Source organism: Flavobacterium sp. GT3P67, from assembly GCF_004349155.1.
Taxonomy (GTDB): domain Bacteria; phylum Bacteroidota; class Bacteroidia; order Flavobacteriales; family Flavobacteriaceae; genus Flavobacterium; species Flavobacterium ranwuense.
On record NZ_SMLF01000002.1, the window covers coordinates 373,186 to 399,011 of the forward strand.

Here is a 25,826-nt window from a genome sequence, read left to right on the forward strand (position 1 = left end):
AGAATCGAATTGTAATTTTTAACACAAAAGACCTTTCAGCAATGAAGGGTCTTTTTTAGTGCCATTTTTAGAGCCTCATACTATTCTGGAAGAATAAAAATCAATGTTTTAGACCCTTATGAAGTTTTTGAAAGCTTAAAATAGCAATCATTTTTAATACTTATAAGATTTGGATATTTTTAATGAGATGTTGGGTAAAAAATCGACATTAATAATCCATGTGTTAAATAATTTTATTGTTTTTAACATTGTTTTTTTATTAACAAAATTTAAATAATAAATTATTTAATTAGCTGATTATCAATTAGTTAACCAGTAATTCAGTATTAATATTTTATAGCTGTAAACCTTTTCTTAGCGAATAGTGTCTCTTGTCGGGAATAATAGAATTTTGTCTTGTTTAGGTTTTTTTTGTTTTCTTTTTTTGATGTAATACCTAACTTTGGTTAACAAAATTTTTCATAATTAAGTCGTTTTATACTAACGACTTTTAGGTTAATAAAAGATTTTTTTATTCCTCATAATAAAAAAATTCTTTGGATGATGGAGTACTTCATGTAGGTGTTTTTTGAAGTTGTTTCGTTTTTTTTAAGTTTTCTCGCTGAGTTAGAAAACTTTTGTTTGTGTCTATTTTATTAATTTCAATGCTGATTGTTTTAGATTAGAGTTTGTAAGATTGCTTTTTAAAGCAACAATCTGGTTAATAAAAGAATTTAGTTATTGTTCCCCACAATAAAAATCCTTTGAATGATGGCGTACTTCATAAATGCGTTTATGAAGGTTGGTTCGTAACTTATCAATTTTTAATGCCCCGATTTGTAACTTCCTTTTTTTCTAATTTATGGTATTAAACTACACTCTATGAAACAGGACTTTTCAATTTTTCGAAAACCCAACTTCTACTTGCACTTTACTTATTAATAATATGGTCTTAAAACCAAATTATTATGAAAAAATTTATATTCTCTACGATAAAAAGTGTGCAAGACTATTGCCGCACTTTTTCCTGGCGTTTCAACGCAGGTTTCTCAAAATTTAATTTCACGGCTCTTCTTAATCGGCTGTCAAGGTTATCGCTCAACTATTGGCGCCAGTCGCTTGCTTTGCCCCTTATGTTGGTGGCAATTTTAATGACGGGTTATACGGTTAATGCGCAGAACATTCAAGGGGTAGCACCTGTATCACCGCCCTTAAATGTGGGTGGGACTGCCGGGCATGCAATTGACGGCGACGCCTTTGCTCATGAACCTATTGGCACTATGTATGAATTTGTAGGCGACTTGTTTGACAAATTGCATCCTACTATAGCCGGTCATGGCTTGATTAACCCATTTACCGGTGAAGTTTTTTACAAACCCACTGCCACGGTCACTGTGCCGGTTACCTATCAGTTGAAGGATGCTTATCAAAATGATCCAACCATATTCACCTCTTCCAATAAAATAAATGATAATCCAAACACCTATACTTGGGGAGCAGGATCTTCACCTCCCAAAAACGAAATCCAAAACACGGGCGCTCATTTTAGTTATGGTGATCCAGGTGTAACAGGAGGAGTAAGTATTGATGGTCTAACCTTTGTTTCGGGTACTAGTGGACCTGGAGTAGCTACGGATTTGTGGGCTCTTTTTGCAGGTGACCGTCAGGTGACCAATGGGAGCAGTTACATAGATTTCGAGTTTTTGCAGGCTCCCTTAACGATTACTGGTGCCACCTTTGGCGCCGTTGACCCCACAACTGGTGTTGCACCAATCACAGGTGGCAGTGGCGGATTTACTACCTTAGGAACTCAGGGTGGTCGTACAGTCGGTGACGTATTGGTCACTATTGAATTTACCCAGGGAGGCGGTGATGCTACCGTCGTGATTCGGAAATGGGAGGCAATAGCAGGAGGCGGTTATGAATATGTAGTTCATCCCAACTCTGAGTTTTTGGGCGAAATTTATATTACCAATAACTTCTCGACTACCACAGTACCCTTTGATACCTATGGAACCTTTCCTGGTGTTTATGCTCCTAATCAATGGGCTGAGGGTGCTATCAATCTTACACAAGTGTTCGCAGCGAATAGTAATCCATGCTTTACACTCAGTACGCTGTTTATTAGAACACGGTCTTCAGGAAATTCAACGCAATCTGAATTAAAGGATTTTCCGGGAGCTCCCGTTCAGTTGAATTTGGATTTTACTCCAAATGCTAATGCCGGTGCAGATAAAGTTTTAACTTGTACAACAACTTCCATTGCATTAAGCGGAAGTTCAACCACATCAGGAGGGACATTCTCTTGGGTTGCAAGTAATGGTGGAAACATCGTTTCAGGAGCAAATACAGCCACACCAATTGTTAATGCGACAGGTACGTATACCTTAACCGTTACCAGTGCAGCCAATAGTTTATGTACCGCTACCGATGTAGCCTTGGTAACGTTAAACAATACGCCGCCAAATGCCAATGCAGGAGCAGACAAAGTGTTGAATTGTACCACTACTTCAATTGCCTTGAGCGGCTCCTCCACAACAGCAGGCGCTACCTTCTCTTGGGTTGCGAGTCTTGGTGGAAACATCGTTTCTGGTGCTGCAACAGCAACACCAACTGTAAATGCAGCAGGTACGTATACATTAACTGTTACTGATCCAGCCAATGGATGTACTGCTACTGATGTAGCCTTAGTAACGTTAAACAATACGGCACCTAACGCTAATGCAGGAGCAGATAAAGTTTTAACTTGTACTATAACTTCAATAGCCTTGAGCGGTTCGTCTACAACAGCAGGAGCTACCTTCTCTTGGGTTGCGAGTCTTGGCGGTAACATCGTTTCTGGAGCCACCACAGCTACACCAACTGTAAATGCTGCGGGTACGTATACGTTAACTGTTACTGATCCAGCCAATGGATGTACTGCTACTGATGTAGCCTTAGTAACGTTAAACAATACTGCACCTAACGCAAATGCTGGCGCTGATAAGGTATTGACTTGTACCATAACTTCAATTGCCTTGAGCGGTTCCTCCACAACAGCAGGCGCTACCTTCTCTTGGGTTGCGAGTCTTGGCGGTAACATCGTTTCCGGTGCTGCCACAGCTACACCAACAGTAAATGCAGCGGGTACATATACATTAACTGTTACTAATCCAGCCAATGGATGTACTGCTACTGATGTAGCCTTAGTAACGTTAAACAATACTGCACCTAACGCAAATGCAGGAGCTGACAAAGTATTGACTTGTACAATAACTTCAATCGCCTTGAGTGGTTCCTCCACAACAGCAGGTGCTACTTTCTCTTGGGTTGCGAGTCTTGGCGGTAACATCGTTTCGGGTGCTACCACAGCTACACCAACTGTAAATGCAGCCGGTACGTATACGTTAACAGTTACCGATCCAGCCAATGGATGTACTGCTACCGATGTAGCTTTAGTAACGTTAAACAATACGGCACCAAATGCCAATGCAGGAGCCGATAAAATGCTGACTTGTACCATAACTTCAATTGCGTTGAGTGGTTCCTCTACAACAGCAGGCGCTACCTTCTCTTGGGTTGCTAGTCTTGGTGGAAACATCGTTTCGGGTGCTACAACAGCTACACCAACTGTAAATGCAGCCGGTACGTATACATTAACCGTTACTGATCCAGTAAATGGATGTACTGCTACTGATGTAGCGTTAGTAACTCTTGATGCTAATACACCAAATGCAAATGCAGGAGCAGACAAAGTATTGACTTGTACGATAACTTCAATCGCCTTGAGCGGTTCGTCTACAACAGCAGGCGCTACCTTCTCTTGGGTTGCGAGTCTTGGCGGTAACATCGTTTCTGGAGCTACCACAGCTACACCAACAGTAAATGCAGCGGGTACATATACATTAACTGTTACTAATCCAGCCAATGGATGTACCGCTACTGATGTAGCCTTAGTAACACTTAACAATACTGCACCAAATGCAAATGCAGGAGCTGATAAGGTATTGACTTGTACCATAACTTCAATTGCCTTGAGTGGTTCATCCACAACAGCAGGGGCTACTTTCTCTTGGGTTGCAAGTCTTGGCGGAAACATCGTTTCGGGTGCTACCACAGCCACACCAACAGTAAATGCAGCGGGTACATATACATTAACTGTTACTAATCCATTAAATGGATGTACTGCTACTGATGTAGCCTTAGTAACGTTAAACAATACTGCACCTAACGCAAATGCAGGGGCTGACAAAGTATTGACTTGTACGATAACTTCAATCGCCTTAAGTGGTTCCTCCACAACAGCAGGTGCTACCTTCTCTTGGGTTGCGAGTCTTGGCGGTAACATCGTTTCGGGTGCTACCACAGCCACACCAACTGTAAATGCAGCCGGTACGTATACATTAACTGTTACTGATCCATTAAATGGATGTACTGCTACCGACGTAGCTTTAGTAACGTTAAACAATACGGCACCAAACGCGAATGCAGGAGCCGATAAAGTGTTGACTTGTACCATAACTTCAATTGCGTTGAGTGCTTCGTCTACAACAGCAGGCGCTACCTTCTCTTGGGTTGCGAGTCTTGGTGGAAACATCGTTTCGGGTGCTACAACAGCTACACCAACTGTAAATGCAGCCGGTACGTATACATTAACCGTTACTAATCCAATCAATGGATGTACTGCTACTGATGTAGCGTTAGTAACTCTTGATGCTAATACACCAAATGCAAATGCAGGAGCAGACAAAGTATTGACTTGTACGATAACTTCAATCGCCTTGAGCGGTTCGTCTACAACAGCAGGCGCTACCTTCTCTTGGGTTGCGAGTCTTGGCGGTAACATCGTTTCTGGAGCTACCACAGCTACACCAACAGTAAATGCAGCGGGTACATATACATTAACTGTTACTAATCCAGCCAATGGATGTACCGCTACTGATGTAGCCTTAGTAACACTTAACAATACTGCACCAAATGCAAATGCAGGAGCTGATAAGGTATTGACTTGTACCATAACTTCAATTGCCTTGAGTGGTTCATCTACAACAGCGGGGGCTACTTTCTCTTGGGTTGCAAGTCTTGGCGGAAACATCGTTTCCGGTGCTGCCACAGCCACACCAACAGTAAATGCAGCGGGTACATATACATTAACTGTTACTAATCCAGCCAATGGATGTACTGCTACTGATGTAGCCTTAGTAACGTTAAACAATACTGCACCTAACGCAAATGCAGGGGCTGACAAAGTATTGACTTGTACGATAACTTCAATCGCCTTGAGTGGTTCTTCCACAACAGCAGGTGCTACTTTCTCTTGGGTTGCGAGTCTTGGCGGTAACATCGTTTCGGGTGCTACCACAGCTACACCAACTGTAAATGCAGCCGGTACGTATACATTAACTGTTACTGATCCATTAAATGGATGTACTGCTACCGACGTAGCTTTAGTAACCTTAAATAATACGCCGCCTAATGTAAATGCAGGGGTTGATGTTCAGATATTATGTGGTCAAACTACTGCATTATTATCAGGATCTTCCTCTACAGCAGGAGCAACTTTCTCCTGGATTGCCAGCAATGGCGGAAACATTGTTTCTGGAGCTACAACAGCTACACCAACTGTAAATGCAGCCGGTACGTACACATTAACCGTTACTGATCCAGTAAATGGATGTACCGCTTCTGATGTGGTTCTGGTTACTAATCAAATTTGTGCATTTGAGGGTTGTACTTTAGGATACTGGAAAAACCATACTAATAGATGGTGTTCAAACTATACTCCTTCAATGTTGTTTGGAGATGTGTTTGTAAATGCACCGTCCAATCTTGCTGATTTAACTTTATTGCAAGCGCTGAATTTAGGTGGTGGAGGTATTTTTAATTTAGCTCGTCAAGGAGTAGCCGCTTTATTGAATACTTGTAGCGACGAAGTTGATTATCCTGCACCTTATTCTGATAGTCCGCAATCAGTTATAGATGCCGTTAATGCGGCCTATTTAGCAGGAGGAAGCGCACCTGGAAAATTAGCAACTCAATTGGATATTCTTAATAATTCAGGATGTCCGTTAGGAGGAACTAGTGCTACAAAAGGAGGAGATGGCTTGGGTGATAAAGCAAGTTTTGATGCCTATCCTGTTCCTTTCAAAGACCAACTTACTGTTAGATATAATTTTGATTATGTATCTGATGTAAAAATCGATGTACTTAATTCACAAGGTGTTTCAGTACTTTCAAAAATGGATAGTAATAGTTATTTGAACAAAGAAGTTACACTAAATCTTAATTCTCATGTAGATAGATCAGAAGTGTATGTTGTAAAAGTAACTACCAACAGAGGAAGTAGTGTGAAAAAAGTAATTTCTTCAAAATAGGTTGTAAATAATCATCTGGTCCAAAAAATAAACGGATTAGAGTATAAAATTAAACCTCGAAAGCTTTTGCTTTCGAGGTTTATTTATCCCTTTTTTTTTAAATTGATTTTAGATTATTTTGTAAAGCCCCTACATTGGTAAATAAAAAGAATTTAGTTATTGTTCTACGCAATAAAATATCCTTTTGATGAAGGAGTTCTTCAATTTTTTTGAAGGTGTTTTTTAATACGGGAAGCTTATCGCTTAAATCGAAAAACTTTCTTTTTTTAACTTATTTATTAATTTGAAATTAAGGTTTTTAAGTTTCTTTTAAAGCCCCAATTTGGTTAATAAAAGGTAGTTTATTCCCCCAAAATAAAATATTCTTTTGACGATAGTTTACTTCATGAACTCTTATGGAGGTATTTCGTTTTATATGATTTTTTCTTTCCCAAGTTTACTGGTTTCCTATTTTTTAACAACTATGGAGTAAAATTACAATATTATGAAAAATACTACACTTCAGCAGTTTTTCGGACATTTACCTAGTAAAATAATAGGTTGCTTTTTACCGAAAAACAAAATATCATCATTAGGCTTTTTAACGTTCAATGAATCAGATTTTTATCCAAAATCACTAATAAACAGTACTCATATCCGATGTTTTATTCATGATAGTTTATTGAAGCTATTGGGTGAGAGAACTTTTTTTTCTTTTAGAAATGCATGTATGTTTTTAATAGTTAGTTACTTAAGTTCTTTTAATGTATTTGCACAAGTTTTTCCAGATCCTAAGAGATGTACTTCCAAAGATTTACAATTAGTTGAAGCAAAGCTGACTGGTGGAGATCCATGTAATTCATGTACTCCGGGCAATACTGTGATCAGAACCTTGACATTATCTATTAACAATACTACAGGATCAAACAGAACGTCTTTTGCTTTCTGGGGAACGTTAGAGAGATATAATGGTACTACTTTCGTTTCTTCTGAGTCAATAAGCGGATGTAATAGTACTCCACTTCCAGGGTATGAAGCTGCACTTCCTCCCAATCAGATAACAGCTTTGAATTTTGGGAATGTTACATATTTGTGTGGGCAAAGATTGGTGATTACTAATTTGTATTTAGCATGGACTGCAGCAACTGATAATGCGTCATGTCCATTGGAATCAAGTAAAATTGCTCCGAAATGCGGTACCTTACCTTTTATAGAAATTAATGCAGGGGTTAATGGAACTCTTACAGCTGTCAATGCTACTTGTACTGCAGGAGGTTCTATTACTGTGGCTCCATTTGGTGGTTTGCCACCTTATAGTGTCAAATTAGGAAATGGTACTCCAGTTCCCGTTGTTGCTGGTGGCTCAACAATTTTTACCAATCTTGCTGTCGGTAATTACAATGTTACGATAACAGATTCTACTCTTCCTAATAACTGTAGTATTATTATACCTAAAACAGTTGGAGGACCGACTCCAATTGCGAAACCAGCGGCTACAGTTGTTCAGCCAACCTGTTCTATTGCTACGGGAACCGTTAATGTAACATCACCTGTTAATGCAGTTGCCTATACGCTTAAGCAATCAGATGTTTTAAAATACACAGCCGTTAGCGGAGTGTTTAGTTCAGTAGTCCCTGGTATTTATGAATTTGCTGCTTCCATTGGTATATGTAGTACAGCAGGGGATAATATTACTGTAAATTCACAACCTGCAACGCCATCAGCACCTTCATTAAAAATAACTCAGCCGTCACTTTGTGGGCCAGCAACTGGTAGTATCGAGGTTTGTAATCCTATTATTGGATACACTTACAAATTAAATGGTGCTAATCCAGGTGTTATGGCTGTGGCAAATGTGCCAGTTATATTCAGTAATCTTGCGGCAGGTTCTAATCCAAGTGTTACAGCTACGAGCCCAGCTAATTGTACTTCTTCTCCGGCTAATTGCAGTAGTGCAACGGCTACTTGTGCGGCACCCTCACAAGCTGCTAAAACTACTGAAGCCGTTGCGCCGATAGAAACAAAAACTGAAACTGCAGGTTTTACTACGTACCCTGTTCCTTTCAAAGATCAGCTTACCATAAGATATGATTTTGACTACAAATCGGATGTAAAAATAGAAGTGTTTGATTCACAAGGTATTTCGGTTCTTTCTAAATCCGATACCAATAGTTATTTGAATAAAGAAGTTACGCTTGATCTAAAATTGAATAGAGGAAGAGACCAAGTTTATGTTGTAAAAGTAACTACTAATCGCGGAAGCAGTATTAAAAAAGTAATTTCTTCTGAATAATTATAAAACTAATTTTAACTAAAAAGCATCCGTTTTCGCGGATGCTTTTTTTGTGCGCTAATTCGATATGCGACTGTCTAATTGTTAGTTTAACCCGTCGAATGTGATTAAAAAACGTCAGTTCGATTCAGGCATTTTGTTTCGTTATTTCGTACCGTCACTTCGAGTTTTTTGGCTTGAAATAAGATGTTTTGAAACGGGAGTTTAATAAGCCAAAAAGTATCGAGAAGCTTTTCATCACAAAAGCTTCTCGCCAAGTATCAATGAGAAGTTTTCCTTTGGCTTCGGGCCAAAAAGTATTCATGTGTGGAATCAATTCTTTCAAGGAATTACCAATTCCAAAAAAAAATATCATGCTGTTCTATTAACCGGCCTTCTGATGTACAGCCTAACATTATCATGTGTAATTTAAGTTCTTTTTCCATTTCCCAAAAGTGCATTATTTTTTAAAATAAACTTTGGCACAATTCATGAATAGAGTTTTAAAGTATAAATTATTAAAGCTATAACGAATGAAAAAAATTACCTTATTTTTAGTTTTCATCGGGATGATGACACTACAAAGTTGCGAAGTAACTGAAGTATATGATGATGTGGATAATGGCCCTAGAACAGAAGTGTTTGAAGTTACAACTTCATTCAATTCCAATAATAATTATAGTCGTTTGGTCGTATTTGATCCGCCACTTTACTCCTCTGATTCCGTTTTAGTATATCATTTGTATGATACTGTAAATGGGCAAGATATTTGGAAATTAATGCCTCAAACGTATTATTTTAATGATGGAGGGGAATTAAATTTTAATTTTGATTATACTAGATTTGATGTTAAAATCTTTCTTTCGGCTAATTTCAGTCTTAATACTTTAGAGCCAAGCTGGACGCAAAGTCAAACTTTTAGAATTGTAATTATACCAGATGGTTTTGCCAAAACAGTTAATAAAAATAATATTGACTCCGTAATGTCAGCATTAAGTGTTAGCAAGACTGAGGTTAAGAAAATTGATTTGTAAAATATTCTTTTAATAAAAAAAGGAAATCTCACGATTTCCTTTTTTTATGCTTTTAATTCAGTTTATAACATTAATCAATATATTTTTGTCATATCGAACTCTTTAACTTCGTCCAGGATAAACTAAAATCGAGATACGATGAAGGTTTTCGACTGCGTTCGAACTGACGAATAGGGCTGATTTTAGCCAGTTTAAGGCTGAAAATATCAAAGACCTAGATGAATTACTATTGATTTTAACATGCGGTGATTGATGGAAAAACAATTCAAATATTTTAGATAAAAATTAGGAAAATATTTTTTTTTGTTTATTATTTTAGAGATATCTTTAATGGGAATTTAAAAAACCCATATTATGAAAAAAATAATTTCACTTTTAGCGGTTATCGGAATAACAATATTTTCAAGTTGTGAAGGACCAGAAGGAATACCCGGACAAGACGGGCAGGACGGATTAATAGCCGAGGTTATTGAAGTTACGAATGTTTCGTTTAGTTCATCAAATAATTTCACCAAAACGGTTCTGTTTGACCCACCTATTTTTGAGTCGGACGTGGTTTTAGTTTATAGACTTACAGGAGTGTTTCAAGGCAAAGATGTTTGGAAATTATTGCCAGAAACACATTACTCTCCTAGTGGAACCTTAAATTTTGGATTTGATTTTGATTTCACTGTAAACGATGTAGATATTTATTTAGTTGGGAATGATTTATCGACGGTTCCAAATGAATTTAAATCAAACCAAGTTTTAAGAATAATAATTGTCCCAGGAAGTTTTTCTAAAACTTTGAATACAAACAACTATGCAGAAGTTATCAAAGCATTAAATATTAATGAAAGTCAAATTCAAAAAATTAATTTTTAAGCTTTAATCATAAAAAAAGGAAATCGTGAGATTTCCTTTTTTTTATGCGTTCTGTTTTTTTGAATTATTATACAAACTCTTTACTGCTTTTTCTAAGCGACACTGCAATTCCTATTATAAGTGATAATGCAATAAAAGCCAGGGAACCCCATTCCGGAATTTCAATAAAATCATGAAGTAGCATTTTTAATCCTACAAAACTCAAAATAGCAATAAGGCTGTATTCGAGATAGCTGAACTTTGCCAACATATTAGCCAAGAAAAAATACATGGATCGCAATCCTAAAATGGCAAAAATATTAGAGCTAAAAACTAAAAAGGGATCATTTGTTATCGCTAAAATTGCAGGAACACTGTCAATAGCAAAAACCACATCCATAACTTCAATAACTACAAGTGCCACAAAAAGAGGTGTTGCTGCTGTTATATGCCTTCTTTTTACAAAAAAATGCTCTTCATCAATATGATTTGAGATGGGCATTATTTTTTTGAGACTTTTATAAACAAAAGATTTTTTGGGTTCAAATTGTTCATCATCACCGCTAAATAGCATTTTCATAGCAGTGTAGATCAGGAATGCCCCAAAAATATACGTCATCCAAGAAAATTTGTTGATTAACATAACGCCAAAAAAGATCATCAAACCTCTAAAGACAATCGCACCCAATATTCCCCAAAATAAAACACGGTGTTGGTATTTTTGTGGAATTTTAAAAGCGGAGAAGATTATAGCGATGACAAATATGTTGTCTATGCTTAAAGATAATTCGATTAAATAACCGGTAATAAACTTTATGGATGCAGTTGCCGGTTTCAATGCATCAGGATTAGCAATGTAATTATTACTGTAAAGCCAATACACTACTCCTGAAAACATAAAGGATAATGTGACCCATATGGCCGTCCATTTACCAGCCTCTTTTGAACTTATAATATGTGGTGTCTTATTGAAAACACCCAAATCAAGAGCTAGAAAAATCATTACTGCTGCTAAAAAAGAAATCCAGACAATCATAAATAAAATATTTAAAGTTGTACAAAGATACTTTTTGGTTTTTTAACTTCCATTAAATATTTAATCTAAAGTTTTTTTATAGAATAAATAGCGTTTTAATTTTTTGATGGAAAATAACAGTTAAAAAAAATAGCATCACTAAAATTATTATGTTGTTATTATTAAGCGTGTTTTTTAAGAATTTGATAAAATTAATTAATTGCCCATAAAAAATAGAGGTAAAATTTCATAAAAGTAATAATTGAATTATATTTGCACCAAAATATTAGGGGTTTAATCTATAAAAATAATTTTTTATGTCAACATTACGTTTTCAAGCTTTGAGAGAAGCATCAAACAGAAAGCCTGTTCAATTTGAAGAAACCGATAGAAAATCAACTATTTTTGGTTCGAATGTGTTTAATGATAAAGCAATGAAGCAATATTTGACTTCGGATGCTTTTAAAGGAGTGCAAGGTGCTGTTCAGCATGGAACTAAAATAGACAGAAAATTAGCTGATTATATTGCCATGGGTATGAAAGAGTGGGCTCTGTCAAAAGGAGTAACTCATTATACACACTGGTTTCAACCACTTACAGGAACTACTGCTGAAAAGCATGACGCTTTTTTCGAAACATCTTATGATGGTAGCGATCCGGTAGAAAAATTTGGTGGTGCTCAATTAGTACAACAAGAGCCAGATGCATCTAGTTTCCCAAATGGAGGAATTAGAAACACATTTGAAGCAAGAGGATATACCGCTTGGGATCCAACATCTCCAGCATTTATTTTTGGAACTACTTTATGTATTCCAACCGTTTTTATTTCTTATACAGGAGAAGCTTTAGATTATAAAACACCTTTATTGAGAGCCTTGACTGTTATGGACGACGCTGCCACCGAAGTGTGTAAATATTTTGATAAAAATGTCAAAAAAGTTACGGCAACTTTAGGATGGGAGCAAGAATATTTCTTGATCGACAGATCATTGGCAGATTCTCGTCCTGACCTTATGATGACAGGAAGAACTTTGCTTGGACATACTTCTGCAAAAGGACAACAATTAGATGACCATTATTTTGGTTCTATTCCAACTCGTGCTTTAACGTACATGAGAGATTTAGAGCAAGAATGTATGTTGTTAGGAATTCCGGTTAAAACGCGTCATAACGAAGTGGCTCCAAATCAATTTGAATTGGCTCCTATTTTTGAAGAAACAAACTTAGCGGTTGATCACAACTGTTTATTAATGGATGTAATGCAAAAAGTGGCGGAACGTCATGATTTAAAAGTATTATTCCATGAAAAACCGTTCAAAGGAGTAAATGGTTCAGGAAAACACAACAACTGGTCATTGGCAACTGATACTGGAGTTAACTTATTAAGTCCAAGTAAAACGCCAATGAGCAACTTACAGTTTTTGACTTTCTTTATCAACACGATCAAAGCGGTTAATGATTATGAAGCATTATTGAGAGGAGCTATTGCTTCTGCAAGTAATGATCATAGATTAGGTGCAAATGAAGCGCCACCGGCAATTATCTCTGTGTTTATTGGGGGACAATTGACAAAAGTTTTAGCTGAATTAGAAGGTGTAACTCCAGGAAAATTATCTCCAGAAGAAAAAACAGATTTAAAATTAAATGTAGTAGGTAAAATTCCAGATGTACTTTTGGATAATACAGACAGAAACAGAACTTCACCATTTGCTTTTACAGGAAATAAATTTGAGTTCAGAGCCGTGGGTTCTACTGCAAACTGTTCAAATGCAATGACTACTTTGAATGCCATTGTAGCAAAACAATTGAGAGATTTCAAAAAAGAAGTTGATGCTTTGATCGAGTCTAAAGACATGAAGAAAGATGATGCGATCTTCAATGTATTGAGAGAATATATCAAAGTTTCTAAAAATATTCTCTTCGAAGGAGATGGATACAGCGATGCATGGGAAATCGAAGCAGGAAAAAGAGGTTTAAGCAACTTCAAAACAACGCCGCAAGCATTAAAAGCGAGAGCTTCAAAACAAGCTTTGGATTTGTTTTCTGAATTGGGTATCATGAACCACATTGAAGTGGAAGCGCGTTACGAAATTGAATTGGAAGAGTACACTAAGAAAATTCAAATTGAAGGTAGAGTTTTAGGTGATATTTCTAAAAATCACGTAATTCCTACTGCAATTCGTTACCAAAATACTTTAATTGAAAACGTTAAAGGATTGAAAGATATTTTTGGAGCTGAATTTGAATCGATTGCCAAAGAGCAAATCATCTTAATCAGAGAGATTTCTGGTCATATCGAAGGAATCAATTCTAAAGTTGAAGCGATGACAAACGAAAGAAAGAAAGCAAATATTTTGACTGATGCCCAAGAAATGGCGGAAGCATATTGCGATTCAGTAAAACCATATTTTGAAGTAATCCGTGAGCACTGCGATAAACTAGAATTATTAGTTGACAATGAATTATGGACATTGACTAAATACAGAGAATTGTTGTTTACAAAATAAAAGATTTTTTTTTTAATTTCACCCGATCCGCTTTTATAGTGAATCGGGTGTTTTTTTTATACGATTTTTTTTATTTGTGCGTTATTTCAGAATAAAATATAACTTTTTATACTATGAGAATAAAGATCCTTTTGGTTTTGTTGTTTTTTAAAACAATGACTTTATTCGCTCAAGATAAACTGGTTTTGTTTTTTGATTTTAACCAAGATATAATTAATGAAAAATCACAACATGATTTTTGTAAATGGTTAGAAAATTCAAAAGGCAAAGAAATTGTAAAGATTCAAGGGTATTGTGATAGCATAGATTCCAATTCTTATAACAAGGAATTATCTTTTCGAAGAGCTAATAACGTACTCGCACTTTTAGAATTTAATAAAGTTCATCTGAGCGAGAAACTTGAATTATATGGTTTGGGAGAAGACTTTCAACAATTAAAAAATCAAAGCGATAACCGAAAAGTTTTAGTTTATTATCAAGATAAGACATCCATCAAGAAAAAAACGGATAATGAGAATTTAGCTTTTGAAAATACCCAAGACAAAGAAGTTCCGGTTAATGAAACAAAAAATATTGTTTCTCTAATTGAAAAAGTCAATACTGCTAAAGTAGGAGATTTAATAAAACTTGAAAATTTGAATTTTCATTTTAATTCAGAAAAAATAATTCCAGAATCAGAGCCAATTCTTTCGGATCTTCTTCAGGTTCTAAAAATGAATCCTCAATTAAAAATTTATATTTACGGGCATATTTGTTGTAACAACAACCCAAATGACGTAAAACTTTCTTACAGAAGATCAAAATTTGTATTTGATTATTTAATAAGAAACGGAATTGCTACTTCAAGATTGGGTCATAAAGGATTTGGAAGCAGCAGGCCTATATATGCGTTGCCGGAAAAAAATGAAGCAGAACGAATTGCTAACAGAAGAGTCGAGATTCTTGTCGTGAAAAAATAGTGTAATACTGTAAAACCATGTTTTAAAATTATCAGAAATCCCTGTGATAGACTAGAGTTACTGGTAGATGATGACTATGTCCAGAGAGTTGTTATTTGTAAAATAATAACAAACGTTTTTTATAGAAAATGCCTTTCCGTTTTGGATAGGCATTTTTTTTTAAACCCAGATTCCGCATTAGACTTCGTGACGAAGCTAAATTATTTAATAAAAACAAGGGCTCACGGACAATTTTTAAAGAAGGAATACTTTTGTCTTTCGATTTTAAAAATTGGAGTAAGTACTTGGTTTTGAAGAAGAATTTAGATGCAGTAGATTTCTAATGCGGAATTTGGGTTAAAGTTAAATACATTTAATTTTAGTTTGCTAAACTGTTTCTTCTGCAGTTGTCGGATCAATGATTGTTGATACTCGATTGATAGAATTTGCAGGAAAACCACCTAGTTTCGCGTGTTCGCGAATCATTTCCTCATTTGGTGCAATATAAGTACAATAAATTTTGTCAGCGGTTACCTGGCTGTTAACCCACTGGATTTGGGGGCCCATTTTACCCAACACTCCACAAGAAGTTTGGGAAATAGCTTTCAATTGTTCGGCGTTTAATTTACCGGCACCGGGAATCTCTCTTTCAATTACATATTTAGGCATGATGTTGTTGTTTTAATTTCCTACTCATAAGGCTTTTCGGCAAGGCCCCGTTTTTTATAGTGGTCGCTGGTTTCCACTTTTCTAAGTTTAATTCATGGTTTAAAATTTGTTAAACTTTTAAAGGTAATTTATTGATGAACTTCAATTAAAATCAATATAAATTTAGGATAATACCGATTAAGATAAACGGTATTTAGATGTTGATTTTTACATTTAATAATCTAGTATAGAAAACATTACAACAAATTTAATAAAATAAAACTACACTTTATAGACGGATTGTAGATTTAACGAAACACTTGATGACCCCATAGGCAAAACCCAAAAAAATAATTATCTTTGCCGCACAACTACCTGCCATAAAGCAGGCTTCACAACTATACTACATGAGTTCAGATACTTCAAAAAGATATGCGCTTCGCGGTGTTTCGGCATCCAAAGAAGATGTTCATAATGCGATAAAAAATATTGATAAAGGATTATTTCCACAAGCTTTCTGCAAAATTGTCCCTGATTATTTAACGCAAGATGAAGAATATTGTTTAATCATGCATGCTGATGGAGCTGGAACTAAATCCTCTTTGGCTTACATGTATTGGAAAGAAACAGGAGATATTTCCGTTTGGAAAGGCATTGCTCAAGATGCTTTAATCATGAATATTGACGATTTATTGTGTGTAGGAGCAACGGATAATATTTTGCTTTCGTCCACTATTGGAAGAAATAAAAATTTGATTACCGCCGAAGTAATTTCAGCAATTATCAATGGAACCGAAGAGCTAATTAAAGAACTGGATTCTTTTGGTGTAACCATTCATTCAACAGGTGGTGAAACGGCAGATGTTGGCGATATTGTTCGGACTATAATTGTAGATTCAACAGTAACAGCTCGTATGAAACGTTCTAAAGTTATTGATAATGCTAATATTCAAGCAGGTGACGTAATTGTAGGATTGGCTTCTTTTGGTCAGGCCACTTACGAGAAAAGCTATAATGGCGGGATGGGAAGCAACGGATTAACATCGGCGCGTCATGATGTTTTCGGGAAATATTTGGCAACCAAATATCCGGAGAGTTACGATGCTGCAGTTCCTGAGGAATTAATCTATTCCGGACAAGTAAAATTGACGGATGCAGTTGAAAATTCACCAATAGATGCCGGACAATTAGTGCTTTCGCCTACCAGAACGTATGCGCCAATTATCAAGAAAATTTTAGACCAATATTCTTCTAATGAAATTCACGGAATGGTGCATTGCAGTGGAGGAGCGCAAACTAAAATTTTACATTTTGTAGAAAACCTGCACATTATAAAAGACAATTTATTTCCGGTCCCTCCATTATTCCAGTTGATACAAGAACAATCTAAAACAGATTGGAAAGAAATGTACCAAGTATTCAATTGTGGACACAGAATGGAAATTTATGTTCCGGAAGCAGTTGCCCAAGATATTATTGCGATTTCAAAATCATTTAATGTTGATGCACAAATTGTGGGTAGAGTAGCGGCAGCCGATACCAAACAACTGACGATTACCAGCGAATACGGAACTTTCGAATATTAAAAAATAAAACAAAATACTATGTACGAATTGGTTTTTTGGAAATATCTTGAGGGAATTTATCTCAACCATCACTTAGTTTATGAAACTATTGTAGAAGAGCAAGCCGAAATTAATGGTCTTGAAGAACTTCCTGTTCAAGTTATCTTGAATAGAATCGCTTCTGTATTCTCAAAATGGGAAAAAGTAGACGATAAGAGTTGGAAAAATAACACTGGTGTGGGTGCTTTTCACATCAGAACGACTCCCCAAAGTATAAAAATTGATTGTTATGGTACTGAAGGAAAGACAATGGATACTTTAGTGAATATAATGGAAGAATTCAAGTGTCCGCTGTATGATCCACAAGTTCCGGAACGTTATGACGAAATGAGTGAATAATTTTTTTAGGAGCTAATCCAGCGCTCCGTTACAATCCTCCCTTAAAAAAAATATTTTTCTAAATCCTGAAAGGAGCTTCCGTTGGTCGCTCTTTCAGGACAAGAAAAATTATTTGTTTGCAGTCCGGGATTTTCACTTCGATCTGGGCTAAGACGATCAGTAATTTATAACCGAGATTAGCTAAATTGAATCAGCGTTTATTTTATCGCTGGTTTATTTAAAAGAATTGGCTCTCCAAAACCAATCTGCTCTAGCTTTTTCAATTGCGTTTCAGCATCGCCTACCACTAAATAGATCATTTTATCAGCATTCAAATACTTCTCTGAAAGCTTTTTTATGTTTCCAATAGTGCTGTTTTTTACAATGCTTTCCTGTTTTTTTGCATAATCATCAGCGTAATTATAGTTGCTGATGTCATAAAGCATTTCCAGTTTAGCCGAAAGCGTTTCAAATGCTCTCGCATTACTTTTGATTAAATATCCTTTAGTCACTTCAAGATCATTCTCGTTGAAATTTTTCCCGTATTGCGCTACAATTTCTTTTATCAAACTAACGGATTCAAACGTTACATTAGAACGTACACCACTAGAAATAGTAAATGGACCTTTATTAGTGGAACCATCAAATGACGAACCAATGCCATACGTATATCCTTTTCCTTCACGTAATTCTTGTGTCAATTGTGAAGCAAAACCACCACCGCCCAAACGGTAATTCATTATTTGAGCGGGATAAAAATCAGTATCAGTAGCGGCAAGAGCAGGATAACCAATTCGGATTACAGATTGTTTTGCGCCCGGAACATCGTAAAAATAAATTTTTGAGGAGGCTACCGTATTTGCAGTTGCTATTTTAGGAATCGTAACTTTTTTAGCCTCCCAGTTTTTATTTAATGTCGCTAATGAATTAATCACATCCGTTTTTGAAATAGCACCAACAATCTGAAAATCAGAAACAGATGGCGAACTATTTTTAGAATAATAATTTTTCAAATCATCAATAGTGATGCTGTTTACAGAGTTTTCGGTACCGATGCGGTTGTTGGATAAAATAGATTCTTTTCCATGAATTAATTTTTTGAATTCATTTTTGGCAATACTATTTGGATCTGCTTTCTGTTGTAGAATTTGGCTTAAAGTACTTTGTTTAATCAAATCAAATTCCTTTGCATCCCAACGGGGTTGTAACACTATTTCCTGAACTAATGCCATAGTCGCATTGTAATTCTTTGCCAGCGTGTTTCCTGAAATAAAAATGGCTTCATCAGTCGCATACGCTTTAATTGTGGCCCCCAGACTTTCAATAGCATTCTCCAGTTGCTCCGGAGTTTTGTTTTTTGTGCCTTTTGGCATCAGTTCAGCCAGCATAGTTGAAACTCCTGTTTTATTTGTTTCTTCAAGTAACATTCCACCTTTAATTTGCAATTGAAATTGAACAAGAGGTACTTCTTGGTTTTCAATACCAAAAACGTTTAAACCGGATGACAACTTATTTTTCCACACCAACGGTAATTTTACATCAGGGCTTTCTCCATAAACGGGTTCCACACTTCGATCAAATTTAGAAGGTGTTTTTTCATACGTTGCAACAATGCTGGCATCAAATGAATCTTCTTTTCCTTCAATGATTTTTTCCTCAACAACGGGTGCTAATAGGGAACCGTTCAAGATTAAATTGGCTTCTCCTTTTGGAACAAAACTTGTGGCTACAAAGTGTTTTCCTTTGACGTATTTTTGATACACGCGCATCACATCTTCGGTAGTAACCGCCAGAATATTTTTTACATCTTGGTTGATATAATCCGGAGTTCCTGCAAAAATTTCATATTGTGCCAGTTGAAACCCTTTTCCTAATACGCTGGATAGATTTGTGTAAAAAGCAGTTTCTTGTCCCGCTTTAATTCGATTTAAATCCTGTTGCGAAATTCCTTCGGATTCAAAGTTTTTAAAAGCTTCGTTTACACCATTCATTACTTCATTCAAATTTGTTTTTTCAAAAGCAGTAACACTTAACATATACTGACCTGCTATTTCTGAATTGTATTGGAAAACGTCAGCGGCATCCGTTATTTTTTTGTCTTCTACGAGGGTTTTGTATAAAGGTGCTTTTTTACCTTTTGAAAGATAACTGGCCAAAACTTCCAAGGCATAACTGTCAGGATGGTATTCGTAAACCGAAGGCCATGTTAGAGTTAATTGTGGTAAACGGGCAAAATTATCTTCATAATACAGTTTTTTAGTTTGGGTCAATGTTACAGACTGCTTCTCCATTTTAGGAATAGCTTCTCCACGTTTTATTTCTCCAAAGTATTTTTCGACCCAAGCTTTTGTTTGTTTGACATCAAAATCTCCTGCAATAGTTAGCGTAACATTATTAGGTACATACCAGCGATTGTAAAAACTTTTTACATCTTCAAGCGTCGCATTTTGTAAATCTTCCAAGGAACCAATGACATCCCAGCTATACGGATGCGTTGCCGGGTATAAACTTTTAGAGATTACAGAAAAGTTGTGTCCATAAGGTCTGTTGTCATAACTCTGTCTTTTCTCATTTTTAACCACTTGTTTTTCTTTGGCTAAAACGGGTTCTGTTACGGTATTGATGAAATAGCCTAATTTATCAGCTTCGGCCCAAATCATTTTTTCTAAAGCGTCTTTAGGAACAGTCTGAAAATAATTTGTACGATCTCTGCTGGTAGAGCCATTGGCGCCAGAGCCTCCAATTCGGGCACTCATTTTATCCAATCCTCCTTTTCCCAAGTTTTCAGATTCCAAGAAAAGAAGATGCTCAAATAAATGGGCAAATCCGGTGCGACCCTCTTTTTCTCTCGCAGATCCTACATGGCTGGTCAAAGCAACAGCAACAACTGGGTCAGATCGATCAATATGCAAGATTACATGCAGACCGTTTTCTAGGGTGAACTGTTCAAATTCTACTTTAAATTCTTTTGATTTATCCGTTTTACTTTGATTTTGGGAATAGGAATTGAATGCCGTAAAAAGAACTAAATGAAGGATAAAAAACTGGATTGATTTCATTGTTTAATTTTTAAAATTGGATTTCGTAGTTATTTAGTTAAACTAATTCTTTGCTACCGATAACGAAATTAAGAAAATAAAAATAATAAATCTCTAAATCGGAAGAAGTTAAATGTAGAGATTTGCATTAATTTTACGACTTGATTTAAAATTATTCCTCTGTCGAAAATTTGATTTTAATATTTGAATAAAGAGATTCAAATTCATTGATTTTTTTAATCAGAACGGTATTAGTAACGTCCGATAAAATGAAAGAGCCTTAAGTATTTAGGATTTTTTTAGGCATAAATAAGTATAAGTATGAACACGAATTTCCCCAAAAACACCATCTTAGAAGATGAAACTGTTTTACTGCGCCCATTATTGGAATCAGATGTTGAAAACTTATTAGAGATTTCCCTCAACGAACCGGAGACTTGGGAGTATTCTTTAGTTCGTGCCAATGGAAAAGAAAATCTTGAAAATTATATTCAAATTGCCTTAAAAGCAAGGGAAAATAAAATCGAATTTCCCTTCATCGTTTTCGATAAAAAATCAGGAAAATATGCTGGAAGTACTCGTTTTTACGATATCAATTTAGAATTCAAAACACTTCAATTGGGGTATACTTGGTACGGTAAAGCGTTTCGAGGAACTGGGTTAAATAAGCATTGTAAATTTCTATTATTACAATTTGCCTTCGAAACATTAGGAATGGAACGCGTAGAATTTAGAGCTGATAATAATAACCAACAAAGTATTGCGGCCATGAAAAGCATCGGTTGTAAAGTAGAAGGAGTGTTGCGCAATCACATGCCTACTTTTGGAAGTGAAGTTCGTCGCGATAGTATTGTATTAAGTATCTTAAGAAACGAATGGTTTGATGCCGTTAGAGAGAATTTGAAAAGGAAATTATAGGGCAAAAGTTATTGGTTCCCAGATTCCGTTTATTGTTTAAATCATCGAATCGGCACTGCTTTTTTGTGGACTATTAATTGTCTGTATTTTGATTCTGTTTCTTTCAGATCTTCCTCCATTTGTTTGTATTTGCTAATGTCCTTTATCGTTACTACAGCTGTTAGCACTAGGTTGAGGATAAATCCAATGATTGTTTTTTTTCTAAAGAAATTTCTATAGTCATACGGTATAAAAATTAAATAGCAGTAGTCACGATATTCAGAATTTAAAATTTAATATAAGTGAATGAAAGTTAGCTGATTAAATTAAATTAGCCAGTGATTTTTTAAGATTTGTTGTTAAGTTAGGAGTGGATTTATTTTAATTTTAAGAGTAAATCGGAAGGCTTTTTTCAAGAAGAGACAGAGAATTTAAAACAGCAAAAAGCCATGAATTATTCATAGCTTTTTGTATTAATAGCTCCCTATTTTAGGCGCTGTTTGCAAAACTGCGCTGACGATTGTTTTATATCAGCATGGTCGGGTTGCCAGAAACCGCTGTTAGGCTTCGTTTTTTTCTGCTTATACTTTTCCGTTATATTTTGGGTCAAAATCCACCATCCATTCAATACCGAATTTGTCTCTAAACATCCCAAAATAGGAACCCCAAGGACTATCGGTAATAGGCACTTCAATATTTCCGCCTGCTGAAAGTCCGCTAAATAACTTGTCGGCTTCTTCACGACTTGCTGCGCTAATAGATATTTTAGATCTGTTTTCATTTTCATTTACTCGACCCATACTTTCTGGAACGTCATTGGCCATTAGAATATTTTGGCCAATAGGCAGAGCAATGTGCATTATTTTTTCTGCTTCGTTTTCTGCTACTGGAAATTCAGGGCTTGATATGTCTTTGAAACGCATAATCTTTGCGAACTCTCCGCCAAATACGGATTTGTAAAAATGGAATGCTTCTTCGGCATTTCCGTTGAAGTTAATGTGAGGATTGATAAGTGCCATAATTTTATTTTTTAAGTTGTTAAATGGTTTACTTTCTTAAAATTTTATCCAAAGCCTTTCCTTTTGCTAATTCATCTACCAACTTGTCTAAATATCGTACCTGTTGTGTTAATGGATTTGCAATTTCTTCCACCCGATAGCCGCAGATTACACCAGTTATCAGTTGAGCGTTAGGGTTTATGATTGCATTCTTAAAGAATTTTTCAAAGGTTACTTTTTCATCAATGTAATTTTGAAGGCTTTTGTCATCATAACCAGTGAGCCATTCAATTACTTGATGTAATTCTTCTTTCGTTTTGCCTTTCTTCTCCACTTTTGCGAGATAATGAGGATATACCGAAGTGAATGTCATTTTCGCAATACGCTCATCGTGATTATTTGTGTTATTCATTTCCTGTTTGTTGTTACTTTTGGAGTCGTATTAGAATGACGCACAATTTTCCCTTGCTACTAGTGGTATGGGACTAAATTAAGCCCATTATTCGGATTTGCCACCCGAGCGATAGCGAACAGGCGAAGCAAATCATCCCAAATACAAAACCGACTTCCCATTAAGTCAATTATCCAAATCCGTTGTAGTAGCTTTTGTGCGCTGGCTTTTTATTTATTTATTTTCGTATCATTAATTTTGTTAAATCAATCTTTCCGCAAGGGATTTCTTTATTGTTAACTCTGTAAAAAAGATTTTGCCCTCTCAAGCTAAGCCCTGTTCGTAATGTACCTTCGCCTACTCTTTGATTAGAGAGCGTTACGACATAAAAATCCGTTGATTCCTTAGGTTTAATAGTCTTTTTTAAGGAAGATGATTTATCGATATTATTATCTAAAAAAGATTTTAAAGGCAGACCATAGTCGGGCAGCGACGACTTCTCGATTGTAATTTGCTCAGAAGAAATAAGTAATTTCATATAGTTTCCCGCTGGTGTAATTTCAAATACTTCTGAAGGAAAATCAATTTTCAATTCTAAAGGACTAATTGTTTCATTGGTTACTCGAGTCCAAAATATAGCATAAATATATTTCTTACCATTAGGATTAGTGTAGTGAATATTACTTTTTGGAAAGCTGTTTTGTATTATCAGCCGTGCACCGTTAGACTCGTGATATTAATGTTTAGTATAATAATTTTCAGTATCGTCATGCCTTTTGTACTCTACTTTTTTTATAGAGTTTAAAGGTTTTTCTGGCGTTGAATTACTACTTTGCTTACAGGAAAAAAGCCCTGCTGTTGCCATTATCAATATTATTATACTTCTCTTCATTTTAGGTACACTTTTAAGTTTGCGCACAACGTCCTGTGGTTTTGCGACGGTTGCGGAAAACACCCACAAACTCTTCGGATAATCACGGATATCGAAAGTACAAAACAATATTCAAAGTCAAGACTTAAACCCCAATTTCTTGAAGCCACTGTTAGCTGTGCGGACCTTGATAGCTTTATGTTGTCAATCTAAATAGAATAAGATTTGGATTATTTTCGACTGCATCTTCCAATTTCTTAAAATTTAATTTTTGAAGAAGTCTAGTAGAGCTTTGATTATGTTTATGCGTTATTGCATCTATCGTTTTTAGTCCAAGTGTTTCAATTGCATATCCTATAACCTTCTTCGCAGCTTCGATCATAATTCCTTGACAATTATATTCAGTAAGAAGTTCATATCCAATTTCACATTTCTTTAAACCGCCTAAGAAGTCAAATAGACAAATTGTACCAATTAATTTATCTTCGCCAGTTTTTGTAATTGTCCAATAAAAAAGTTCATTGCTTTCATCTTCAATTATACTTTTGATGAAATTTAAGGCATCTTCTAATGTTTTGCTCGGTTTCCTGTCAAGAAATTTATTTATTTCTGTATTCGAGCGTAGTTGCAATATTTCTTCGGAATCATTTTTTGAAAGTTTCCGAAGCGTCAACCTTTCGGTAATCAATATTGGGAAAGTTTGCAAGTTCTTATTCATTTTTGTTTTAAAGACGGTTTTTCTGCTTGACAGCTAACGTCCCGCCGCTTGGCGAGGTTGGGGACTAAATTAAGATTTATTTGCGGTTAAGCACAAAATTTCCAAATACAAGACCAACTTTAAATTAAGCCTAAAACCCCAATCTTGCCAAACGGCTGTTATAACCCGTTTTAATTAATTTTGTTGTTTTTTGTTTTTCAATTCTTCCTGCTTTCTTATTCTTTCGGCTTTAGCTGCTTTTTGTTTTTCTAGTTTAATATTTTTTTCTGCCGTTTCAGCTTCTAACTCAAGAAATATTGTATTAGTCTTATCTAAAATATTCTTTTCGCTTTCACTTAATTGTGTATGAGAATACTTGTCAGTAAGAATTTGCCCAATTTTTAATTTCCCAACTCTAGTTTCTTTTTCGTCATTCAAAATATTAAATAGTTTGAAATGATTCTCTCTTGTCTGCAATATTTGAAAAAATATTTGATAGATAGCATCAAAAGTTTTGAAATCAGACTGTGATAAAGCTTTAACGAAAGCATTAACTTCGATTGTCTTCGATTGCAAACCAGTTTCCATAATAGAATTCATAAAATCTGTTGTAGACTTTATTATATCATTTTCAAAAGCGCAGTCTACAGAACTATTATAATAGTCGAGTAAATCGTCATTAATTATAGAATCTTTTATAGATAAATCAAGAAAATGCTGAAAGAATAAAAGCTTATAAGAATTTATGTAGTCAGGTTTTAAATCAAAATTAAATTCCTCATCATCCTCGTCAGAGTTTTCGTTAATTTTTGAATTTTTTTCTTTTAGTTTCAAATATGCTTCTTTAAGAATTAAAAAATCTTCCTTTTCTAATTCACGCGATAGTAATTGTTGCGATAAGTTTGAAATATCTTCAGGTATTTTTAATAATCTTTCTAAAATATGAACAGTTTCCTCTCTTTTAATTTTTAAAAATAATCCATAAATATCTTTTTGAATTTGATTATTAATTTTTACAACTTCGTCTTTTACGAGTTTTGTTTCAGACAAAAGTGTTTTGTTTTCTTCTCTTATCAATACAATTTTTCTTTCAATAAACGTAACATATAATCCCAGCCCAATTGCAGCGACACTAAACAATATTCCAAAAATGGTTAAATTCAAAGAAGCTGCTGAAATTTGATTTGATATACTATCTAATGTTTTTTCGTTAATTTTTTCTTGCTTCTCATAATCTTTCTGTAGCTCTGCAATTTTACTTTCTAATATATTTGTTTGGTTTATATTGGAATTAGCTTCAAGTTCATTTTTTTTAAATTCTAATTTAACTGGGTCTTCATTTCCTATTGCATAAAGAGAAATTGATAAAAGTGTAAGCAGAATAATTTTCTTCATATTTTACTGTTTCTAAAAAATGGGTTAT

General features: G+C 35.3%; 18 protein-coding genes. 9 read left to right on the plus strand and 9 right to left on the minus strand.

The window, feature by feature from the left end:
* Positions 1 to 947 precede the first annotated feature (947 nt).
* Together E0H99_RS06180 and E0H99_RS06185 are read left to right on the plus strand one after the other, a co-directional pair.
* Positions 948 to 6,332 (plus strand): T9SS type A sorting domain-containing protein, encoded by a 5,385-nt coding sequence (locus E0H99_RS06180; RefSeq protein WP_131992492.1) that lies wholly within the window; start codon positions 948 to 950, stop codon positions 6,330 to 6,332.
* A gap of 484 nt (positions 6,333 to 6,816) precedes the next feature.
* The gene (locus tag E0H99_RS06185) at positions 6,817 to 8,604 is read left to right on the plus strand and encodes a T9SS type A sorting domain-containing protein (protein ID WP_131992495.1); all 1,788 of its coding nucleotides are present in this window, start codon (positions 6,817 to 6,819) and stop codon (positions 8,602 to 8,604) included.
* Between the two features lie 157 nt (positions 8,605 to 8,761).
* Here E0H99_RS06185 and E0H99_RS17390 read toward each other — a convergent pair whose 3' ends face one another.
* A complete protein-coding gene (locus tag E0H99_RS17390) occupies positions 8,762 to 8,959 on the minus strand; it encodes a DUF1543 domain-containing protein (protein ID WP_235832147.1) in 198 nt (65 codons plus the stop codon).
* A 157-nt stretch (positions 8,960 to 9,116) separates the two neighbouring features.
* Between E0H99_RS17390 and E0H99_RS06195 the strand changes: the two genes are divergently transcribed.
* Both E0H99_RS06195 and E0H99_RS06200 read left to right on the plus strand, forming a co-directional pair.
* Complete coding sequence (locus E0H99_RS06195) at positions 9,117 to 9,617, plus strand: hypothetical protein (RefSeq protein WP_131992498.1); 501 nt, start codon at positions 9,117 to 9,119, stop codon at positions 9,615 to 9,617.
* Positions 9,618 to 9,971: 354 nt separating this feature from the next.
* A complete protein-coding gene (locus tag E0H99_RS06200; RefSeq protein ID WP_131992501.1) occupies positions 9,972 to 10,481 on the plus strand; it encodes a hypothetical protein in 510 nt (169 codons plus the stop codon).
* A 67-nt stretch (positions 10,482 to 10,548) separates the two neighbouring features.
* Here the strand turns inward: E0H99_RS06200 and E0H99_RS06205 are convergent, their stop codons facing one another.
* On the minus strand, positions 10,549 to 11,496 hold the full coding sequence (locus E0H99_RS06205) for a TerC family protein (RefSeq protein WP_131992504.1): 948 nt from the start codon (positions 11,494 to 11,496) through the stop codon (positions 10,549 to 10,551).
* A gap of 296 nt (positions 11,497 to 11,792) precedes the next feature.
* Between E0H99_RS06205 and E0H99_RS06210 the strand changes: the two genes are divergently transcribed.
* Both E0H99_RS06210 and E0H99_RS06215 read left to right on the plus strand, forming a co-directional pair.
* Positions 11,793 to 13,982, plus strand: a complete 2,190-nt coding sequence (locus E0H99_RS06210) for a glutamine synthetase III (RefSeq protein ID WP_131992507.1) — start codon at positions 11,793 to 11,795, stop codon at positions 13,980 to 13,982.
* Between the two features lie 113 nt (positions 13,983 to 14,095).
* Positions 14,096 to 14,941: an OmpA family protein gene (locus E0H99_RS06215; RefSeq protein WP_131992510.1), complete on the plus strand. Its 846-nt coding sequence runs from the start codon at positions 14,096 to 14,098 to the stop codon at positions 14,939 to 14,941.
* A gap of 366 nt (positions 14,942 to 15,307) precedes the next feature.
* Here the strand turns inward: E0H99_RS06215 and E0H99_RS06220 are convergent, their stop codons facing one another.
* Positions 15,308 to 15,589, minus strand: a complete 282-nt coding sequence (locus E0H99_RS06220; protein ID WP_131992513.1) for a DUF4242 domain-containing protein — start codon at positions 15,587 to 15,589, stop codon at positions 15,308 to 15,310.
* A gap of 386 nt (positions 15,590 to 15,975) precedes the next feature.
* On the opposite strand from E0H99_RS06220, the gene E0H99_RS06225 reads away from it, so the two are divergent.
* A complete protein-coding gene (locus E0H99_RS06225; RefSeq protein ID WP_131992516.1) occupies positions 15,976 to 17,154 on the plus strand; it encodes an AIR synthase related protein in 1,179 nt (392 codons plus the stop codon).
* 18 nt (positions 17,155 to 17,172) lie between these two features.
* Entirely contained in the window at positions 17,173 to 17,532 is a 360-nt protein-coding gene (locus tag E0H99_RS06230) for a hypothetical protein (RefSeq protein WP_131992519.1), read from the plus strand.
* 197 nt (positions 17,533 to 17,729) lie between these two features.
* Here the strand turns inward: E0H99_RS06230 and E0H99_RS06235 are convergent, their stop codons facing one another.
* Entirely contained in the window at positions 17,730 to 20,570 is a 2,841-nt protein-coding gene (locus tag E0H99_RS06235) for a M16 family metallopeptidase (protein ID WP_131992522.1), read from the minus strand.
* 300 nt (positions 20,571 to 20,870) lie between these two features.
* Between E0H99_RS06235 and E0H99_RS06240 the strand changes: the two genes are divergently transcribed.
* On the plus strand, positions 20,871 to 21,467 hold the full coding sequence (locus E0H99_RS06240; RefSeq protein WP_131992525.1) for a GNAT family N-acetyltransferase: 597 nt from the start codon (positions 20,871 to 20,873) through the stop codon (positions 21,465 to 21,467).
* 560 nt (positions 21,468 to 22,027) lie between these two features.
* On the opposite strand, the gene E0H99_RS06245 is transcribed toward E0H99_RS06240, so the two are convergent.
* The 5 genes from E0H99_RS06245 to E0H99_RS06265 form a co-directional block, all read right to left on the minus strand.
* Positions 22,028 to 22,465, minus strand: coding sequence for a VOC family protein (locus E0H99_RS06245; RefSeq protein ID WP_131992528.1), 438 nt, complete (start codon positions 22,463 to 22,465; stop codon positions 22,028 to 22,030).
* 28 nt (positions 22,466 to 22,493) lie between these two features.
* Entirely contained in the window at positions 22,494 to 22,856 is a 363-nt protein-coding gene (locus tag E0H99_RS06250; protein ID WP_131992531.1) for a DUF2200 domain-containing protein, read from the minus strand.
* Between the two features lie 217 nt (positions 22,857 to 23,073).
* Positions 23,074 to 23,427 carry a hypothetical protein gene (locus tag E0H99_RS06255; RefSeq protein ID WP_131992543.1) on the minus strand — a complete coding sequence of 118 codons (354 nt, stop codon included), beginning with the start codon at positions 23,425 to 23,427 and terminating at the stop codon, positions 23,074 to 23,076.
* 475 nt (positions 23,428 to 23,902) lie between these two features.
* A complete protein-coding gene (locus tag E0H99_RS06260) occupies positions 23,903 to 24,424 on the minus strand; it encodes a GNAT family N-acetyltransferase (protein WP_131992546.1) in 522 nt (173 codons plus the stop codon).
* A gap of 174 nt (positions 24,425 to 24,598) precedes the next feature.
* Positions 24,599 to 25,798: a hypothetical protein gene (locus E0H99_RS06265; protein WP_131992549.1), complete on the minus strand. Its 1,200-nt coding sequence runs from the start codon at positions 25,796 to 25,798 to the stop codon at positions 24,599 to 24,601.
* Positions 25,799 to 25,826: the final 28 nt, after the last annotated feature.

Bases quoted from the DNA above. Each gene is read 5' to 3' on its own strand.
- E0H99_RS06180 (WP_131992492.1), top strand. From the start codon at position 948: ATGAAAAAATTTATATTCTCTACGATAAAAAGTGTGCAAGACTATTGC.
- E0H99_RS06185 (WP_131992495.1), top strand. From the start codon at position 6,817: ATGAAAAATACTACACTTCAGCAGTTTTTCGGACATTTACCTAGTAAA.
- E0H99_RS17390 (WP_235832147.1), bottom strand. From the start codon at position 8,959: ATGATATTTTTTTTTGGAATTGGTAATTCCTTGAAAGAATTGATTCCA.
- E0H99_RS06195 (WP_131992498.1), top strand. From the start codon at position 9,117: ATGAAAAAAATTACCTTATTTTTAGTTTTCATCGGGATGATGACACTA.
- E0H99_RS06200 (WP_131992501.1), top strand. From the start codon at position 9,972: ATGAAAAAAATAATTTCACTTTTAGCGGTTATCGGAATAACAATATTT.
- E0H99_RS06205 (WP_131992504.1), bottom strand. From the start codon at position 11,496: ATGATTGTCTGGATTTCTTTTTTAGCAGCAGTAATGATTTTTCTAGCT.
- E0H99_RS06210 (WP_131992507.1), top strand. From the start codon at position 11,793: ATGTCAACATTACGTTTTCAAGCTTTGAGAGAAGCATCAAACAGAAAG.
- E0H99_RS06215 (WP_131992510.1), top strand. From the start codon at position 14,096: ATGAGAATAAAGATCCTTTTGGTTTTGTTGTTTTTTAAAACAATGACT.
- E0H99_RS06220 (WP_131992513.1), bottom strand. From the start codon at position 15,589: ATGCCTAAATATGTAATTGAAAGAGAGATTCCCGGTGCCGGTAAATTA.
- E0H99_RS06225 (WP_131992516.1), top strand. From the start codon at position 15,976: ATGAGTTCAGATACTTCAAAAAGATATGCGCTTCGCGGTGTTTCGGCA.
- E0H99_RS06230 (WP_131992519.1), top strand. From the start codon at position 17,173: ATGTACGAATTGGTTTTTTGGAAATATCTTGAGGGAATTTATCTCAAC.
- E0H99_RS06235 (WP_131992522.1), bottom strand. From the start codon at position 20,570: ATGAAATCAATCCAGTTTTTTATCCTTCATTTAGTTCTTTTTACGGCA.
- E0H99_RS06240 (WP_131992525.1), top strand. From the start codon at position 20,871: ATGAACACGAATTTCCCCAAAAACACCATCTTAGAAGATGAAACTGTT.
- E0H99_RS06245 (WP_131992528.1), bottom strand. From the start codon at position 22,465: ATGGCACTTATCAATCCTCACATTAACTTCAACGGAAATGCCGAAGAA.
- E0H99_RS06250 (WP_131992531.1), bottom strand. From the start codon at position 22,856: ATGAATAACACAAATAATCACGATGAGCGTATTGCGAAAATGACATTC.
- E0H99_RS06260 (WP_131992546.1), bottom strand. From the start codon at position 24,424: ATGAATAAGAACTTGCAAACTTTCCCAATATTGATTACCGAAAGGTTG.
- E0H99_RS06265 (WP_131992549.1), bottom strand. From the start codon at position 25,798: ATGAAGAAAATTATTCTGCTTACACTTTTATCAATTTCTCTTTATGCA.